A 15,750-nucleotide genomic window follows, 5' to 3' on the forward strand; every position below is an offset into this window, starting at 1 on the left:
GCTGACTGGTACCGCCGCGTACCGCCCGCTACGGTGGTACGCGTGAGTACCGAGCACCTCGACGTGGTCATCGTCGGCGCGGGACTGTCCGGGATCGGGACGGCCTGCCACCTCGAGCGCGATCTGCCGGGCACCCGGTACGCGGTGCTCGAGGCTCGCGAGGACCTGGGCGGCACCTGGAGCCTCTTCCGCTACCCGGGCATCCGGTCGGACTCCGACATGCACACGCTGGGGTACCGGTTCCGGCCGTGGAGCAGCGCGACCGCCCTGGCCGACGGGCCCTCGATCCTGGAGTACGTGCGCGACACCGCGCAGGAGTACGGGGTCGACGAGAAGATCCGCTACGGCCACCGCCTCACCCGGGCGTCGTGGGACTCCGACGCCCAGCGATGGACGCTCGAGCTGCCCGGCCAGGAGCCGCTGACCTGCTCGTTCCTGCTCATGTGCTCGGGCTACTACCGCTACGACCAGGGCTACACGCCGGACCTGCCCGGCCTCGAGCGCTTCGGGGGCACCGTCGTGCACCCCCAGCTCTGGGACCCCGAGATGGACTACGCCGGCAAGCGCGTCGTCGTCATCGGCAGCGGCGCGACCGCCGTGACGCTGGTGCCGGCGATGCTCCAGGGCTCCGATGACCACGGCGCCGCCGCCCACGTCGCGATGCTGCAGCGCTCTCCGAGCTACGTGCTCTCCATCGGGCGCACCGATCCCGTGGCCGAGGTGCTGTCGCGGTGGCTCCCGCGGTCGGTGGCCGACCCGCTGACCCGCACCAAGAACATCGCCCAGATCATCGCGCTCTACCAGATCAGCCAGCGCTTCCCGCGGTTCGTGCGCGGCCTGCTGCGCAGGGCGACGCAGGCGGCGCTGCCTGAGGGCTACGACGTCGACACCCACTTCAACCCGCGCTACGACCCCTGGGACCAGCGGATGTGCATGGTCCCGGACGGCGACCTCTTCCGCGCCGTCCGCTCCGGGCAGGCCGACATCGTCACCGACACCATCGAGACCTTCACCGAGGACGGCATCCGCCTCGCGTCCGGTCAGGAGCTCGAGGCCGACGTCGTCGTCACCGCGACCGGGCTGAACCTGCAGATGTTCGGGGGCGCCGAGGTCGTCGTCGACGGCGAGCCCGTGCACCTCCCCGACACCATGGCCTACAAGGGCATGATGCTCAGCGGGGTGCCCAACCTCGTCTACATGATCGGCTACACCAACGCGTCCTGGACGCTCAAGGTCGATCTCGTCGCCGAGTACGTCGTCCGGCTCCTGCGCCACCTGCGCGACCACGGGCTCGGCGTCGCGGTGCCCGAGCGGGACCCGGACGTCGAGGAGGCACCGTTCCTCGACTTCGGCGCCGGCTACGTCCAGCGCTCCATCGACGAACTGCCCAAGCAGGGCACGCGCGCGCCGTGGCGCCTCGCGATGAACTACGCCATCGACGCGGTGGCGCTGCGTCGCAGCCGGGTCGACGACGACGCCGTGCGCTTCGTCCCGGCGCGGGCCGGTCGGGTACCGGAGGCCGAGCGCGCGGCGGGATGATCAGCGACATGATGCGGGCATGACCACCGTCGGCGTCGTCGCCCCCGGCGCGATGGGCACGGCCCTCGGCCGGTGCCTGGCCGAGGGCGGCCACCGGGTGCTGACGAGCCTCGCAGGGCACTCGGGCGACACCGTCGCCCGCGCCCGCGGTGTGTTCGAGGACGCGGGCGGGCTCGAGGACCTGGTGCGCGCTGCCGACGTGGTCCTGCTCGTCGTCCCGCCCGGCGCGGCCCGCGCGGCCGGCGACACCCTCGCCGCGGCGTGCGAGGCCACCGGCGCCCGGCCCCTGACCGTCGAGATGGACGCCGTCTCCCCGGACACCGTCCGGGCCGTCGCCGAGCGACTGCCGGGCGACCTCGTCGACGGCGCGATCTCGGGCCCGCCGCCCCGTCCGGACGCGTCCACCCCGACCCGGGTGTTCCTGTCCGGGCCGCGTGCCGGGGACGTCGCCGCCCTCGCTGCGCCCGGTGTGCGCTGGATCGTCCTCGACGGGCCGGTCGGTGCGGCCAGCGCCGCCAAGATGTGCACCGCCTCGGTGCGCAAGGGCTACCAGGCGCTGCTGGCGCAGGCGTTCGTGACCGCCGACGCCCACGGGGTGCTGGACGAGGTGCTCGCGGACGTGCGCCTCGACTTCCCCGGCGCGGGCGTCGCCTCGGCGGCGGTCGCGGCCACCAAGGCGTGGCGCTTCGTCGACGAGATGACCGAGATCGCCGCGACGCAGGAGGCCGCCGGGCTGCCGCCCGCGCTCGCCGAAGGACTCGCTGAGGCGTACCGCGCGTTGGCCACCAGCGGATGGGGCACCCGACGCCCGGACGAGGTCCCGCCGGACCTCGCCGACCCCGCCGATCTGCGTCCGCGCCGTCATGGGGGGGACGCGTCAGGAGAAACAGACCGCATCCCCCGGTCAGTGACGTCGGAGGGCGCGCGGGCCGTCACCCCGCGTGCTCTTCCGTCCCCGGAGCATCTGGCCACTGCCGGCGTGCTCCGACCGGTCGAAGGGCGGGGACCGGACGCTCCGGGAGGATTCTTCTCCTGACGCCGCCCGGACCACGGGCGGCGCACGCCCGGACTCTTTCGGACGCTTTTTCCACGGCCTGTCGGCGTTCGTGAACACACCCGGACAGCCCAGAGGCGACGCGCCGGACGGCGCTGTCGACCTCGGCGTCCGGCCGCTGTGGACACACCCGCGAATGCGGTGTGTGAAATCGTGGGCGACCGATCGGCACGGTGGTACCCCGTTTCCCGGTTCTCCGCGGGAATGGTGAACGGCGCGTGTACGGTTCCGCGCGTTCGTCATCCGCCTCCGGAGTAGGACGGTGAAACGCCGGATGGTCCGTGTCCTGGACTACCTCCCCCGCGGGGACATGGTCGACGACGCGGCATGGCTGCGGCGTCACCATTTCCTGCTGTCGGTCCTGATCGCGCAGACGCCGATCCTGCTGATCTTCGGTCTCGTCGTCGGCAACCCCCCGGCGCTGACGACCGTGATCGCCCTGGTCCCGCTGGTCACGGCGGCGGCCGGATGGTTCTCGAAGGGGCGCATGGCGGGCTCGCTGTGGGTCACCGCGGGCCTGTCGTCGTGCTGCGTCGGGCTCGTGATCCTCTCGGGCGGGTCGATCGAGGCCCACTTCTCGTTCTTCGTGATCATCGGTTTCCTGACGCTGTACCAGCACTGGGCGCCGTTCGTCTTCAACATCGCCTTCACGACGCTGAGCCACGGCATCGGTTCGCTCCTGGTGCCGTCGCTGATGTTCAACCACCACGCGGCGCAGCACTCGCCGTGGGTGTGGTCGATGATCCACGGCGGCGCGGTGCTCCTCGCGTGCCTCGGTGTCGCGATCTTCTGCAAGCTCACCGAGGACGAGCAGCGGCGGCGGGCGGATCTCGCGACGGAACTGCACGACGCGCAGGTGCGCCAGCAGAAGTTCACCTCCGAACTGCTGCTGAACCTGGCGCGGCGCAACCAGAGCATGTTCCACCGGCAGCTCGACATCATCAACGATCTCGAGGAGCGCGAGCGCGACCCCGACGCGCTGGCCGACCTGTTCCGCCTCGACCACCTCGCCACCCGGGTCCGGCGCAACGCCGAGAGCCTGCTCGTGCTCTCCGGGGAGCAGCCCGCCCGTGTGTGGTCGGCGCCGGTGGCGCTGCGCGACGTCGTCCGGGCCGGTGTGGCCGAGACCGAGGACCTCGAGCGCGTCACCCTCGCCGTCGACGAACGGCCCCGCATCCTCGGCAGCACCGTCGCCGACCTCACGCACATGATCGCCGAGCTGGTGGAGAACGCCGCGCGCTACTCGCCGCCGACGGCCGTGGTGTCGATCCAGAGCCGGCCCCACCTGCGGGCGCCGGGCTCCCACCTGCTGATCATCGAGGACACGGGCATCGGGATGCCGCCCGTGGAGCTCGCCGCGGCCAACGAGCTGCTGGCCAACCCCAAGGACGTCGACGTCTCGGACGCGGCGCGCCGCCTCGGCTTCCACGTCGTGGCCCGGCTCGCCGAGCGCCACGGGATCGAGGTGTCGCTGACCCCGACCCCCGGGTGCGGCGTCACCGCCGTCCTCGTCGTCCCGGCCACCCTCTTCGCCGAGACCTCCCCGACGGTGCCGACGGTCGGCGACCAGGGGATGCGGGGCCTCGAGCGGGTGCCCGCCTCGGCGGTGCCCGCGCCCCGCCGCGGGTCCGGCGACAACGGCAACGACTCCACCCCCGCCCACGGAGCCCCGGTCTCGGGCCCGATCGCCATCGACGGCCGGCACGCCTGGCCGGGCGAGCGACGGACGAACGGGGCAGCCGGGTCCAACGGGTCCAACGGGTCCAACGGGACCCACGGCACGGACCCGGCGCTCGGGGACGGCCCCGCCCGGCGGGGGGCGCACGCGGCCCCGGGGGCCGACCAGGACGGCGACCGCTCCTCCGACACCCCCGCGACGGCGGACGCCCCGGTGTCGGCCGAGGCGAAGGCCGGGGCCGGCACGAAGGGCGAGGCCGCCGACGGGTCCGACGGGCACGCCACGGTCGAGGACATGCCCGCCGGCGGCCGCCCGGCCGGCGCGGCCCGGCGGGGGCTCATCCACCCGATCGTCGTGCCGCCCCCGGCGGCCCCCGACCCCGCCCCCGACCCGGCCCGAGCCCCGGTCGTCGAGACCCACGGCGGAGGCAGGCGCCACGCCGGCACCGAGGTGCCGGAGACCGCCGGTACGGCCCCGGCGCCGCGCCGGTCCGACGAGGACGCCCCGCCGGTCGTCGGCCCGAACGGGATCGTCCTCGCCCGCCGCCGCCCGCAGAGCCACCTGGCCCCCGAGCTCATCCGGCGTCCCCGGAGCCGGCCGCGGCGGTGACGCCGGGCATCCCGGCGGCGACCGCCGCGAGCCCGGCCGCGCCGCCCGGGGAGACGCCGGGCACCGGCGCCGGGCGGAACGCCATGGACGCCCTGTCGGCCTACCAGGCCAGCCGCGCCGCGGCCCGCTCCGCGATCGGCGAGCCCGCCGACGTGTCCGGCTCCGCCGCGGACGACCACCACCCGCACCGCGGGACCACCTCCGGGAGGCAGACGTGAGTGCACCGACCGACAGCGGGCTGGACTGGCTGCTCTCGGACTTCGCCGGCGGGACGCCGGGGGTGCGGCACGTCCTCGTCGTCTCCGCCGACGGCCTGCGCCTCGCGGTGAGCGACGGGGTCGACCAGCACCTGGCGGACCAGCTGTGCGCCGCCGTCTCCGGGCTGGTGAGCCTGGCGCGGGGGACCGCGACGCTGCTCGAGTCGGAGCCGGTCGCCCAGACCATCGTCGAGATGGCGGGCGGCTACCTGTTCGCGACCTCGATCAGCCTCGGCTCGACGCTGGCCGTGGTCACCGACCGCACGGCCGACATGGGTCTCGTCGGCTACGAGATGACCATGCTGGCCTCGCGGGTCGGGCACGCCCTCACGCCCGGCGCGGCGCGATCGGCCCGGGCCCAGGACCCGATCGCACCGTGACCGTGGACCGTCGCCAGCGTCCGCACGCCGACGGCGGCCGGGTCGTCCCCAACTACGCGTTCACCGCGGGTCGGACCCGGTCGGCGGCCGGGACCGACATGCCCATCGAGGCGCTGGTGACGGCCACCGACACGGGTCTCGCCAAGGCGCCCGGCCTTCCGCCCGAGGCGCGCGCGATCGTCGAGGCCAGCACCGTGCCGCAGTCGCTCGCCGAGATCGGCGCGCTGCTCGGCGTCCCGATCGGCGTGGCCCGCGTCCTCGTCAGTGACCTCGCCGCCGAGGACCACCTCGCCGTCCACCTGCCGCTGGTGGGGTCCGACGGCCGTCCCCGCCGTGAACTCCTGGAGAGGCTGCTCGATGGACTCCGAGCCCGGTGACCGCAGGGTGAGCGCCGGGGGTACCGCCACCCGCGAGGCCCGCGACCTGCTCCCGCTCAAGATCCTCATCGCGGGCGGCTTCGGCGTGGGGAAGACGACGCTGGTCGCGGCGCTGTCCGAGGTGCCGCCGCTGTCGACCGAGCAGCAGATGACCAGCCTGTCCGACGGCGTCGACGACACCTCGATCGTCCCGGACAAGACGACGACCACGGTGGCCATGGACTTCGGTCGCGTCACCGTCGACGACTCGCTCGTGCTCTACCTGTTCGGGACGCCGGGCCAGTCGCGGTTCTGGTTCATGTGGGACGAGCTCGCCCGCGGAGCGGTGGGTGCCGTCGTGCTCGTCGACCTGCGGCGCATCGACGACTCCTTCGCGGCGATCGACTACTTCGAGAACCGCGGGCTGCCGTTCGTCGTCGCCCTCAACTCGTTCCCGGGCACCGACGGCGTCGACGTCGACGTGGTGCGCGACGCCCTCGCCGTGCCGGCCCGCTGCCCGATCCGCTCCGTCGACGCCCGCGACGACGCGTCGTGCACGGACGTCCTGATCACGCTCGTGGAGCACGCGCTGGCGCGCAGCGTCTGAGGGCCTCCGAGGATCACCGCAACGCGGTCGCGGGCCGGACCTCCCAGAGCGTCCACAGCGGCCGGTAGCCGAGGCGCGGCCAGAACACCGAGGACACCGGGTTGGGCGGGTTGTAGTAGAGGTAGGTCCCCCGGGACCCGGGCGGCTCGAGCCCGGGCAGGGCGGCGGCGACCAGCGCGTGCCCGACCCCCTGCCCGCGGCGACCCGGCAGCACCGACGCGCAGTTGACGTAGCCCCAGCGTCCGACGGGCAGCAGGCCCGCGAGCCAGCTGCCCGGCGAGGCGTCGGCGAGGCCGCACTCGAGCAGCCCGATCATGCGTCCGTCGCGCTCGGCGACCCAGATCGGTTCGTCGCGCCCCCAGCGCTCGCGCAGCGCGGTCCGCTTCACCGCCTCGGCCTCGGGGCGCATGACGCTGCCGCCGACGAGGCTCGAGTACGCGATCTCGTGCATGGCCAGCTCGACGCACCCGTCGAGGTCGTCCTCGCGGGCGCGCCGGACCCGCAGGTGCGGGTCCGGGGACGGCGGGGGCGGCGGCGGGCCGGGGCGGCGCACGGCGAGCACCGCCAGGGGCACGAGGCCGTGGTCGAGGAACGCGCGCGACGCGACGACGTCCCGGCTGGGCCAGGTGACCACGGCCGCCGAGTCCGACGCGTGCCGCACGCGGGCGGGGATGCGGGCGCGCCACTCGGCGACCAGGCCCTCCACGCCGCGCAGGCCCGCGGAGCCCAGGACGGGGTGGAGCTCGGTCACCTCGGCCGCCGACCACAGCAGGGGAGCGCTGCCCGCGGGCCAGCTGTGGTGGGTGAGGACGCCGGCCGCCTCGCCGCCGTCGCCCGCCACCACGATGACGTCGCCGGGCGGGGGAGCACCGCGGGCGGGAGCGCGGGGTCGAGGTCGGCGAACCGGGAGTGCTGCTCGCGCAGGAGGTCGTCGAGCACCACCTCGGGCGCCCGGCCCGACGGCGTGGTCCGCGACCGGCCGATCACGCGACCGCGCTCCCGGGCCGGCGGCAGCAGAAGATCGCGGTGCCGGGGAAGAGGGCCCCGCGCAGCGGCGACCACTGGCCCCACACCTCGTCGAGGTCCTCGGGCCACTCGGGTTCGACGAGGCGCTCGAGGACGAGGCCTGCGCCCACGACGTCGGCCACGCGGTCGCCCAGCGTGCGGTGGTGCTCGACGTAGACGACGCGGTCGGCGTCGTCGACCTCGGCGTAGGGCGTGCGGTCGAAGTACGACTGCGACACCGTCAGCCCGTCCGGGCCGGGGTCGTCGGGGAACATCCAGCGCATCGGGTGGTTCACCGCGAACACCCAGGGCGCCCCGGGCCGCAGCACGCGGGCCACCTCCCGCACCACCGCGGCGGCATCGGCCACGAACGGGAGGGCGCCGAACGCGGAGAACGCGGCGTCGAGGGAACCGTCCCGGAAGGGGAGGGCCCCGGCGTCGGCCTGGACCAGGGGCACGACGGCCCCGGTGCGCCGGTCGGCGGCCCGCGCGTGGGCGAGCATCCCGGCCGAGAGGTCGAGGCCGACGACCCGGGCGCCGCGGCCGGCGAGCCACCGCGAGCACGACGCCGCCCCGCAGCCGACCTCGAGCACCCGGGCGCCGCGCAGCGCGTCCGGGCCACCGAGCAGCCGGGCGTCCTCCTCCCGCAGGCGCTCGGGGCACCAGACGAAGTCGTCGTCGCCGAGGAACGCGCCGTGCTCGTCCTGGTAGTCGTCGGCGTCGGCGTCCCACCAGGCGCGGCTGGCCGCGCTGGACTCCGCGGGCCCGACCGAGCGGCGGGCGACGCCGGCGGCGCCGAGGAGTTCCTCCGCCGAGACCCCCTCTGTCGAGCCCGCCTCTGCCGAGACCCCCTCTACCGAGGACCCCGCCGCGGGCACCCCCTGCGCATGCCCCTCCGCGCGCGCGGAGGAAGGAGGGGGCGCCACCGGGGCATCCTGACACGCCCGGATGCGCGGGCCGTGCCCCCCGGCGACGCTCCTCGAGGAGCGCGACACGCCGTGGCGGTGCCCTGCGACACGCCGGGCGCGAACGAGAGGTGCCCCGATTGCCGGGCACTGCCGGGCGTGGTTACGATGAAGGTCCACGTCAGTGGTCTCGCCCTGTTCCGCGTGCCCTCTGTGGCAGCGGTGGGCGGCGGTCCTCGTCTCCGGTCCTGCTCGAGGTTCACCGGTGCACGCGTCGCAGAGACGACCCACTCCCGTGGAGCCCTTGCCCACTCGATCTGACCATGTTCCCGGAGCCGTCCACCGTATGTCCATCGACACCCACACCGCCCCGCAGTCGACCAGCCCCCAGGTTGCGATCAACGACATCGGGTCGGAAGAGGACTTCCTCGCCGCCATCGACGAGACGATCAAGTACTTCAACGATGGCGACATCGTCGAAGGAACCATCGTCAAGGTCGACCGGGACGAGGTCCTGCTCGACATCGGCTACAAGACCGAGGGGGTCATCCCCTCGCGCGAGCTGTCCATCAAGCACGATGTCGACCCCAACGAGGTCGTCGCCGTCGGCGACGAGGTCGAAGCCCTCGTCCTCCAGAAGGAGGACAAGGAGGGTCGGCTGATCCTGTCCAAGAAGCGCGCGCAGTACGAGCGCGCCTGGGGCACGATCGAGCAGCTCAAGGACAACGACGAGCCGGTCAAGGGCACCGTCATCGAGGTCGTCAAGGGTGGACTCATCCTCGACATCGGCCTCCGCGGCTTCCTCCCCGCCTCGCTGGTCGAGATGCGCCGCGTCCGCGATCTCCAGCCCTACGTGGGCAAGGAGATCGAGGCCAAGATCATCGAGCTGGACAAGAACCGCAACAACGTCGTCCTCTCCCGCCGTGCGTGGCTGGAGCAGACCCAGTCGGCGGTGCGCAGCGAGTTCCTCAACCAGCTCGCCAAGGGCCAGATCCGGTCCGGCCAGGTCTCCTCGATCGTCAACTTCGGTGCGTTCGTCGACCTCGGCGGCGTCGACGGTCTGGTCCACGTCTCCGAGCTCTCCTGGAAGCACATCGACCACCCCTCCGAGGTCGTCGAGGTGGGCCAGGAGGTCAAGGTCGAGGTCCTCGACGTCGACCTGGACCGCGAGCGGGTCTCGCTGTCGCTCAAGGCGACGCAGGAGGACCCCTGGCGCCAGTTCGCCCGGACCCACCAGATCGGCCAGATCGTGCCCGGCAAGGTCACGAAGCTCGTGCCGTTCGGTGCGTTCGTCCGCGTCGACGAGGGCATCGAGGGCCTGGTCCACATCTCCGAGCTGGCCGAGCGCCACGTCGAGGTGCCGGAGCAGGTCGTGCAGGTCGGCAACGACGTCATGGTCAAGGTCATCGACATCGACCTCGACCGTCGCCGCATCTCCCTGTCGCTGAAGCAGGCGAACGAGGGGATGACCACGGAGACCGAGTTCGACCCGGCGCTCTACGGCATGGCGGCCGAGTACGACGACGCCGGCAACTACATCTACCCCGAGGGCTTCGACCCCGACTCGGGCGACTGGCGCGAGGGCTACGACACCCAGCGCGAGGAGTGGGAGCGCCAGTACGCCGCGGCGTACGCCCGCTACGAGCAGCACATCGCGCAGCTCCAGCGCACGCAGGAGCAGGAGGCCGAGGCCGCCGAGGCGGCGCCGGCCAACTACTCCTCGGGCGGTCCGTCGTCCGAGGGTGGGGACGACGAGGCCCCCGCCGCTCGCGACAACGACGAGTCGGACCCGGGCCAGGGCCCGCCGTCCCAGAGCGGCGGCGGCGCGCTCGCCAGCGACGCGCAGCTCGCGGCACTCCGCGAGAAGCTCTCCGGCGGCTGATACCTCCGGCACTGCTCGACCTCGGGCCCTCACCCCTCGCGGGGTGGGGGCCCGTCGTCGTTCCCGGGCTCGGCGTGCGGTACAGCGAACGCCTCGAGAGGGTGCAGCGAACGCGCCGTTCGCTGCTTCTACGCGCGCAAAGTCCCCGTTCGCGGCGCGCGAGGCGCACGGACGTGGGGGAGCGAGGGACGCCCCGGCTGCGTGGGGCGCAGCGAAGGGCGCCCTCGCTGCGTCAGGCGACGGCGGCGCGGGGCGCCGGGCGCGCTGCGGAGCGCTCGAAGGCCGGGCGCAGGTGCCGGGAGCCGGCGAGCAGGCGCTCGACCAGGCCGCGGCGGGCGATCTCGGGCACCGCGAGGGCGGCCGCGATCTGGGGGATGGCCCGGCACGAGACCAGTCCGGGGTCGCCGAGGCGATGACGGCCCGCAGTGCGGCGCGAACGGAACACGGCGGCGACTCCCCGAAAAGTGTGGTGCTGGTGAGGTGCCACCGTAGCGGTGTGACGACTGGGACACGAGTGACTCGCCGATCGGTCTCGACCCCGGGTCGAGTGACGCCCACCCCCGCTCGGGCAGACTGCGGGGGTGCTGAGGCTGGGACTCACCGGTGGGATCGGAGCGGGCAAGTCGACGGTCGCGGCGACGCTGACCGAACTGGGCGCGGTGGTGATCGACGCCGACGCGATCGCCCGTGAGGTGGTCGAACCCGGCACCGACGGGCTCGCCGAGGTCGTCGCCGCGTTCGGGGAGGAGGTGCTCGACGCGGACGGGGCCCTCGACCGGCCGGCGCTCGGGCAGATCGTCTTCGCGGACGACGCCAAGAGGCAGAAGTTGAACGGGATCCTGCACCCGCTGATCGGCGGGCGGACCGCCGAGCTGGTCTCCGAGGCCGACGAGGACGCCGTCGTCGTGCACGACGTCCCCCTGCTGGTCGAGAACGGCATGGGCGCGGCGTTCGCGCTGGTGCTCGTCGTCGACGCTCCAGTGGACGTCCGGGTCACCCGCCTCACCGAGGCGCGCGGCATGACCGTCGAGGACGCCCGGGCCCGGATGGCCGCGCAGGCCGACGACGACGCCCGCCGGGCCGCCGCCGACGTGTGGCTCGAGAACGCGGGGGCCGCGGGCGCGCTGCGCGAGCAGGTCGAGCGCCTGTGGCACTCCCGGCTCGTCCCGTTCGCCGGGAACGTCGAGCGCCGGCGCGCCGTCGAGGTGCCGACCGACGTCGTGACGCCGGCCGAGGACCGCGCCGCCGTCGGCCGGCGGCTGGCCGCCCGCGTCGCCGTGGCCGGCGGCGAGACCGTGCGCCGCGTCGAGCACGTCGGCCCGGGTGCCGTGCCCGGCCTGCCGGCGCCGGCTGTCGTCGACCTCCTCGTGGAGGCCGACCGTCCCGGGATCGAGCTCGCCGAGGCGCTCGCGGTGTCCGGGTTCCCCGTCGTCGACGCGGGTCGGCACGGCTCGGCCGACCCCGGCTGCCCGGCGCGCATCCTCGTGCTCGACGCGAAGGACCGGCGTCAGGCCAAGCAGGCGCGCGGGATCGTCAAGGCGCGCGACGCCGCGCGCAAGGATCCGGAGCGCGTGCGCACCGACCCCGACGCCGTGCGGACCGAGGTCGCGCTGCCCTGAGGAGACTCACCCGGCGGGGCGCCTGCGCAGCTCCAGGCTGATCTGCTCCGCGTCGAGGTTCTCCAGCGCCGTGGTCAGCGCGGCCGAGGCGAACCGGCCCTCGTCGCGGGCGTCGAGCAGCGCGGCGCGCTGTGCCTCGATCATCTCCAGGCGGACGCGGACGCGTCTGTCGGACGAGAGCGCCGGGTCCGGGCGCCCGTCCCGGTCGGCCAGGCGCGCCCGGAAGGCCGCGACGTCGGGATCCTCGGCGTAGCGGTCGAGCACCTCGATGTCGGCGTCCGTCAGCCGCTCGGCCAGCACCGCCTGCTCCTGTGCCGTCGGGACCTCGGCCGGCGCGGGCGCCACCCACCGCACGAGCATCGCCAGCGTGCCGCCCTGCAGCAGCAGCGACCCCGTCGCCACGAGGAACGCCACGAAGACCAGCAGCGAGCGCTCGGGGAAGTCCGCGGGCAGGGTCTGGGCGGCGGCGAGGGTCACCGCACCCCGCATGCCCGCCCACACGATCACCGTGCCCTCGCGTGCCCCGAGCGGGGCGGCGCGGAAGTAGTCGATGTCGGCGATCTGGAGCCGCAGCCGGTGGCGGAACGCCGCGAGACGTCTCGGGCTGGTGAGCGAGACCGCGCGGCCCCGGATCGTCACCTGCTCGCCCGCCTCGAGCTGCGCGCTCATGTTGCTCAGCGTCGGGAGTCTCTCGGCCCCGCGGCGGGCGCTCGAACGCAGCCAGACGACCAGGACGGACACGTAGCCCGAGCGCACCGCGACCGTCGCCACCAACGCCGCGGCCGCGATCCCGAGACCGGGGCCGACCGAGCCGCCGTCGCGGTGGAGCTCCTCCAGCACGCCGGCGAGCTGCAGCCCCATCAGCAGGAAGATCGTCCCCTCGAGGACGAGCTCGACGGTCCGCCAGTTCTCCTTGTCCGACAGGCGGTGCTGCGGGGAGAGATGGCGGATCGCGCCGTGGCCGGTGACGAGCCCGGCCGCCACCGCCGCGACGAGCCCGGACGCCCCGAGCGCCTCGGCGGGCAGGGAGGCCACGAAGGGCGTCGCGAACGAGAGGACGGTGTTGACGGTGGGGTCGGCCACCCGTCGCCGCGCCATCAGGCCGAGGCGGCCGACCACCAGGCCCAGGACCACGGCGACGACCACGGCGAGCGCGAACTCCCCGAGCACCCCGCCGATCGACACCGAGGCCGCGCCGGCGGCGATCGCGGCGCGCAGGAGCACCAGGGCCGTCGCGTCGTTGAGCAGGCCCTCGCCCTCGAGCACGGTGACCACCCGCGAGGTGACCCCGGTGCGGCGCACGATCGCCGTGGCGGTGGCGTCGGTCGGGCTGAGGATCGCGCCGAGGGCGATGCCGCCGGCGAGGCCCAGGTCGGGCACGAGGACGGTGAGCAGCAGCCCGATCGCGCCGGCGGAGAGGACCACGAGCAGCACCGACAGGCCGCTGACGGCGCCGAACGCGCGCCGGAACTCCATGGCGGGCATCGCCACCGCCGAGGAGAAGAGCAGCGGCGGGAGGATGCCGGCGAGGATCCACTCCGGCTCGATCTCCACCACCGGCACGCTGGGCAGGAGGGCGACGCCGACGCCGAGGAGCACCAGCAGCAGCGGTGCGGCGACGCCGATCCGGTCGGCCAGCAGCCGGACCGCCGCGATCGCCAGCAAACCCAGGACGACCACGACGAGAGGGCCCATACCCGGAGCCTCTCGCGATCAGTAGCGGGTCAGCGACCCGATCCCCAGCGACCCCGTCCACGCGTCGAGGTCGTGGCGGGCCTCGCCGAGCTCGCCGAGCACCCGGTGCACCGTGCTCATCGCCTCGTCGGCGTCGGTGGCCGAGAGGACCCCGCCCGCGACGGCGGCGGCGAAGTCGGCGTGGTGCGCCACCCGGGCCGGGCGCCCGTCCAGGATCTCCAGGCCGAGCAGGAGGTCGGTGCAGCGCCACCGCGCGTCGTCGACGTCGATGCGCACGGCGCCGATCTCGGTGGTCACATCGGCCGCGTCGGTGTCCCGCGGCCGGCGTCGCCGCAGGCGCAGGCCGTGCTCGGGCACGTACCAGCAGGTCTCGGCCAGCACGAAGGGGTCCTCGGGGCTCAGGACCGTGGTGCGCAGGCCACCTTCGGTGACCTGCCATCGGTCGAGGGCCTGTTCGAGGACCTCGTCCGGGGCGAGGGGGAGGGTGCGGGTCGCGCTACGGATGTCGACGACCTCGACCAGCTGGCGGGAGACGACGGGGCTCACGGAGCAGGACCCTAGGACACTCGATGGAGGGTCACCGAGGCGGGCCCTACCCGAATGTCAGACGTGTCATTCACGGGGTGACGCGGATCACTCCCACGTCAGGGCAACCTCGTGACCCGCGAGCCAACGGTCCAGGTCGTGGCCGTGACCCGCCAGGCCGGCGAGCGTGCGGTGGCTCGTCCCCAGGGCCCGCTCGGCCCGCTCTGCGTCGAGGACGCCGGCCGCGACGGCCTCGGCGAACTCGTCGAGGTCGAGCACCTCGGTGCGCTCCGCGGTGTGCACGACGAGGTCGATGTAGTGGTCCTCGGTCCACCAGGTCGTCCCGTCGCGGGTGATGTCGACGATGTCGAGGTAGTGGTCCTGGAGGCGCTCGTGGCCGGGCCGCCAGCTGAAGTCGGTGACCCGGACGCCGAGACCGGGCAGCAGCCACGATCGCAGGTGGGTCAGCGTCGGGTGGTCGACCATCGGACGGCTGACGTAGAGCCCGAACGGCTCCTCGCGATAGACCTCGACGGCACGCACGAAGCCCTTGGGGTCGGTGTTCGTGCCGGCGGCGACGTCGAACGTCTCGATCTTCGGAGGGTGCAGGCCCACGAGCGGCGACCCTAGGTCACCAGGGCGGTCCCCGACGACGTCTCGGCACCCGCCCCCACGAGGCGGACGGGTGCCGGGTCGGGGTGAGTCAAGAGGTGTGCGTGGGTGCCGCCTCGCCGGAGGCGACGGCCGGGTCCATCCACACGGCCTCCCAGACGTGGCCGTCCCGGTCGGTGAACGAGCACCCGTACATGAAGCCGTGGTCCTGGTTCGGCTTCCACTCCCCGCCGCCGTGGGCCAGGGCCGCGGCCCGGAGCCGGTCGACCTCCTCGCGGCTGTCGGCGGAGAGGGCCACCAGCACCTCGGTGGTCTTCTGCGCGTCGGCGATCTCGCCGTTGACGAAGTCGCCGAAGCGCTCCGGGGTCATGAGCATCGCGAAGATGTTCTGCTCGATGACGAGGCAGGCGGTCCTCGAGTCGCTGAACTGGTCGTTGAAACCGAAGCCGAGGGCGGCGAAGAACGCGCGGCTGGTGGCGACGTCGGCGACGGGCAGGTTGACGAAGATCGAGCGCACGGTGGTCCTCCGGGGTGTCGGGGGTGTCGGATCAGGAGCGGGCGCGCACGAAGGCGGGCACGAGGACGGCGCCGACGGCGAGGTGGACCGCGACGAGGGCGACGCGCGTCGCCGTGGTCGCCTCGACCAGCGCCACCGGGATCATCGAGGCGGCCACGACGACCACGGCGAGCACGGTCCAGACGGTGGTGCCGTGGCGGCTCAGGCGCTCGAGCAGGGCGAGCACGCCCCAGCCGACCAGCCCGAGCACCACGGTGACCTGGGCGGTGACCACGCCGTCGATGCGGACGGTGCCCTGGCTGTCGGTGATCCAGTAGTCGGCGCCCGCGAGGTGGCCCAGCAGCCACACCGCGAGCGTCACCACGACGGCGAGGACGATCCCGAGCGCCCGCCGGCGGCGCCGGACGGCAGCGCGGCCACGGGAGGCCGTGGTGTCGGTGGTCGGGGTCGGGGCGGTGAGCGTCATGGCGACCTCCGTCGGAGAAACTGTGTCCCGTGGATACTGTGTAC

Annotated in this window: 17 protein-coding genes; 9 read left to right on the forward strand and 8 right to left on the reverse strand. The window is 74.0% G+C overall.

Features of this window, described 5'->3' with window-relative positions; translation table 11 throughout:
• Window positions 1-42 precede the first annotated feature (42 nt).
• From ACQPYN_RS15640 to ACQPYN_RS15670, 7 genes are all read left to right on the forward strand, one after another.
• Complete coding sequence (locus tag ACQPYN_RS15640; RefSeq protein ID WP_433038409.1) at window positions 43-1,539, forward strand: flavin-containing monooxygenase; 1,497 nt, start codon at window positions 43-45, stop codon at window positions 1,537-1,539.
• A gap of 19 nt (window positions 1,540-1,558) precedes the next feature.
• Window positions 1,559-2,575, forward strand: coding sequence for a DUF1932 domain-containing protein (locus tag ACQPYN_RS15645; RefSeq protein WP_433038411.1), 1,017 nt, complete (start codon window positions 1,559-1,561; stop codon window positions 2,573-2,575).
• A gap of 292 nt (window positions 2,576-2,867) precedes the next feature.
• Window positions 2,868-4,880, forward strand: coding sequence for an ATP-binding protein (locus ACQPYN_RS15650; protein WP_433038413.1), 2,013 nt, complete (start codon window positions 2,868-2,870; stop codon window positions 4,878-4,880).
• Entirely contained in the window at window positions 4,877-5,098 is a 222-nt protein-coding gene (locus ACQPYN_RS15655) for a hypothetical protein (RefSeq protein WP_433038415.1), read from the forward strand. Before ACQPYN_RS15650 ends, ACQPYN_RS15655 begins: the two co-directional genes overlap by 4 nt.
• Window positions 5,095-5,517, forward strand: coding sequence for a roadblock/LC7 domain-containing protein (locus tag ACQPYN_RS15660; protein ID WP_274186843.1), 423 nt, complete (start codon window positions 5,095-5,097; stop codon window positions 5,515-5,517). The genes ACQPYN_RS15655 and ACQPYN_RS15660 overlap by 4 nt, the downstream gene beginning before the upstream one ends.
• Window positions 5,514-5,894: a DUF742 domain-containing protein gene (locus ACQPYN_RS15665; protein ID WP_433038417.1), complete on the forward strand. Its 381-nt coding sequence runs from the start codon at window positions 5,514-5,516 to the stop codon at window positions 5,892-5,894. Before ACQPYN_RS15660 ends, ACQPYN_RS15665 begins: the two co-directional genes overlap by 4 nt.
• A 7-nt stretch (window positions 5,895-5,901) precedes the next feature.
• Window positions 5,902-6,480, forward strand: coding sequence for a GTP-binding protein (locus ACQPYN_RS15670; RefSeq protein ID WP_433038419.1), 579 nt, complete (start codon window positions 5,902-5,904; stop codon window positions 6,478-6,480).
• A gap of 13 nt (window positions 6,481-6,493) precedes the next feature.
• Here ACQPYN_RS15670 and ACQPYN_RS15675 read toward each other — a convergent pair whose 3' ends face one another.
• Both ACQPYN_RS15675 and ACQPYN_RS15680 read right to left on the reverse strand, forming a co-directional pair.
• Window positions 6,494-7,324 carry an N-acetyltransferase family protein gene (locus ACQPYN_RS15675; protein ID WP_433038421.1) on the reverse strand — a complete coding sequence of 277 codons (831 nt, stop codon included), beginning with the start codon at window positions 7,322-7,324 and terminating at the stop codon, window positions 6,494-6,496.
• Between the two features lie 139 nt (window positions 7,325-7,463).
• Window positions 7,464-8,363 carry a class I SAM-dependent methyltransferase gene (locus ACQPYN_RS15680; protein ID WP_433038423.1) on the reverse strand — a complete coding sequence of 300 codons (900 nt, stop codon included), beginning with the start codon at window positions 8,361-8,363 and terminating at the stop codon, window positions 7,464-7,466.
• A gap of 373 nt (window positions 8,364-8,736) precedes the next feature.
• Here ACQPYN_RS15680 and rpsA point away from each other — a divergent pair, with 373 nt between their 5' ends.
• Entirely contained in the window at window positions 8,737-10,272 is a 1,536-nt protein-coding gene (gene rpsA, locus ACQPYN_RS15685; protein WP_433038425.1) for a 30S ribosomal protein S1, read from the forward strand.
• 232 nt (window positions 10,273-10,504) lie between these two features.
• Here the strand turns inward: rpsA and ACQPYN_RS15690 are convergent, their stop codons facing one another.
• Entirely contained in the window at window positions 10,505-10,717 is a 213-nt protein-coding gene (locus ACQPYN_RS15690; RefSeq protein WP_433038427.1) for a hypothetical protein, read from the reverse strand.
• Window positions 10,718-10,853: 136 nt separating this feature from the next.
• Here ACQPYN_RS15690 and coaE point away from each other — a divergent pair, with 136 nt between their 5' ends.
• The gene (gene coaE / locus ACQPYN_RS15695) at window positions 10,854-11,891 is read left to right on the forward strand and encodes a dephospho-CoA kinase (protein ID WP_433038429.1); all 1,038 of its coding nucleotides are present in this window, start codon (window positions 10,854-10,856) and stop codon (window positions 11,889-11,891) included.
• Window positions 11,892-11,897: 6 nt separating this feature from the next.
• On the opposite strand, the gene ACQPYN_RS15700 is transcribed toward coaE, so the two are convergent.
• The 5 genes from ACQPYN_RS15700 to ACQPYN_RS15720 all read right to left on the reverse strand — a co-directional run bounded on the left by ACQPYN_RS15700 (window position 11,898) and on the right by ACQPYN_RS15720 (window position 15,706).
• On the reverse strand, window positions 11,898-13,586 hold the full coding sequence (locus tag ACQPYN_RS15700) for a cation:proton antiporter (RefSeq protein ID WP_433038431.1): 1,689 nt from the start codon (window positions 13,584-13,586) through the stop codon (window positions 11,898-11,900).
• Between the two features lie 18 nt (window positions 13,587-13,604).
• Window positions 13,605-14,132 (reverse strand): DUF402 domain-containing protein, encoded by a 528-nt coding sequence (locus ACQPYN_RS15705; protein ID WP_433038433.1) that lies wholly within the window; start codon window positions 14,130-14,132, stop codon window positions 13,605-13,607.
• A gap of 87 nt (window positions 14,133-14,219) precedes the next feature.
• Window positions 14,220-14,726, reverse strand: a complete 507-nt coding sequence (locus ACQPYN_RS15710) for a DUF402 domain-containing protein (protein ID WP_433038435.1) — start codon at window positions 14,724-14,726, stop codon at window positions 14,220-14,222.
• An 88-nt stretch (window positions 14,727-14,814) separates the two neighbouring features.
• Complete coding sequence (locus ACQPYN_RS15715; protein WP_433038437.1) at window positions 14,815-15,240, reverse strand: VOC family protein; 426 nt, start codon at window positions 15,238-15,240, stop codon at window positions 14,815-14,817.
• Between the two features lie 31 nt (window positions 15,241-15,271).
• Window positions 15,272-15,706: a DUF6069 family protein gene (locus ACQPYN_RS15720; protein ID WP_433038439.1), complete on the reverse strand. Its 435-nt coding sequence runs from the start codon at window positions 15,704-15,706 to the stop codon at window positions 15,272-15,274.
• Window positions 15,707-15,750: the final 44 nt, after the last annotated feature.

It is taken from the genome of Actinomycetospora sp. CA-053990, from assembly GCF_050948445.1.
Lineage (GTDB): Bacteria > Actinomycetota > Actinomycetes > Mycobacteriales > Pseudonocardiaceae > Actinomycetospora > Actinomycetospora callitridis.

Bases quoted from the DNA above. Each gene is read 5' to 3' on its own strand.
- ACQPYN_RS15645 (WP_433038411.1), top strand. From the start codon at position 1,559: ATGACCACCGTCGGCGTCGTCGCCCCCGGCGCGATGGGCACGGCCCTC.
- ACQPYN_RS15650 (WP_433038413.1), top strand. From the start codon at position 2,868: ATGGTCCGTGTCCTGGACTACCTCCCCCGCGGGGACATGGTCGACGAC.
- rpsA (WP_433038425.1), top strand. From the start codon at position 8,737: ATGTCCATCGACACCCACACCGCCCCGCAGTCGACCAGCCCCCAGGTT.
- ACQPYN_RS15700 (WP_433038431.1), bottom strand. From the start codon at position 13,586: ATGGGCCCTCTCGTCGTGGTCGTCCTGGGTTTGCTGGCGATCGCGGCG.
- ACQPYN_RS15720 (WP_433038439.1), bottom strand. From the start codon at position 15,706: ATGACGCTCACCGCCCCGACCCCGACCACCGACACCACGGCCTCCCGT.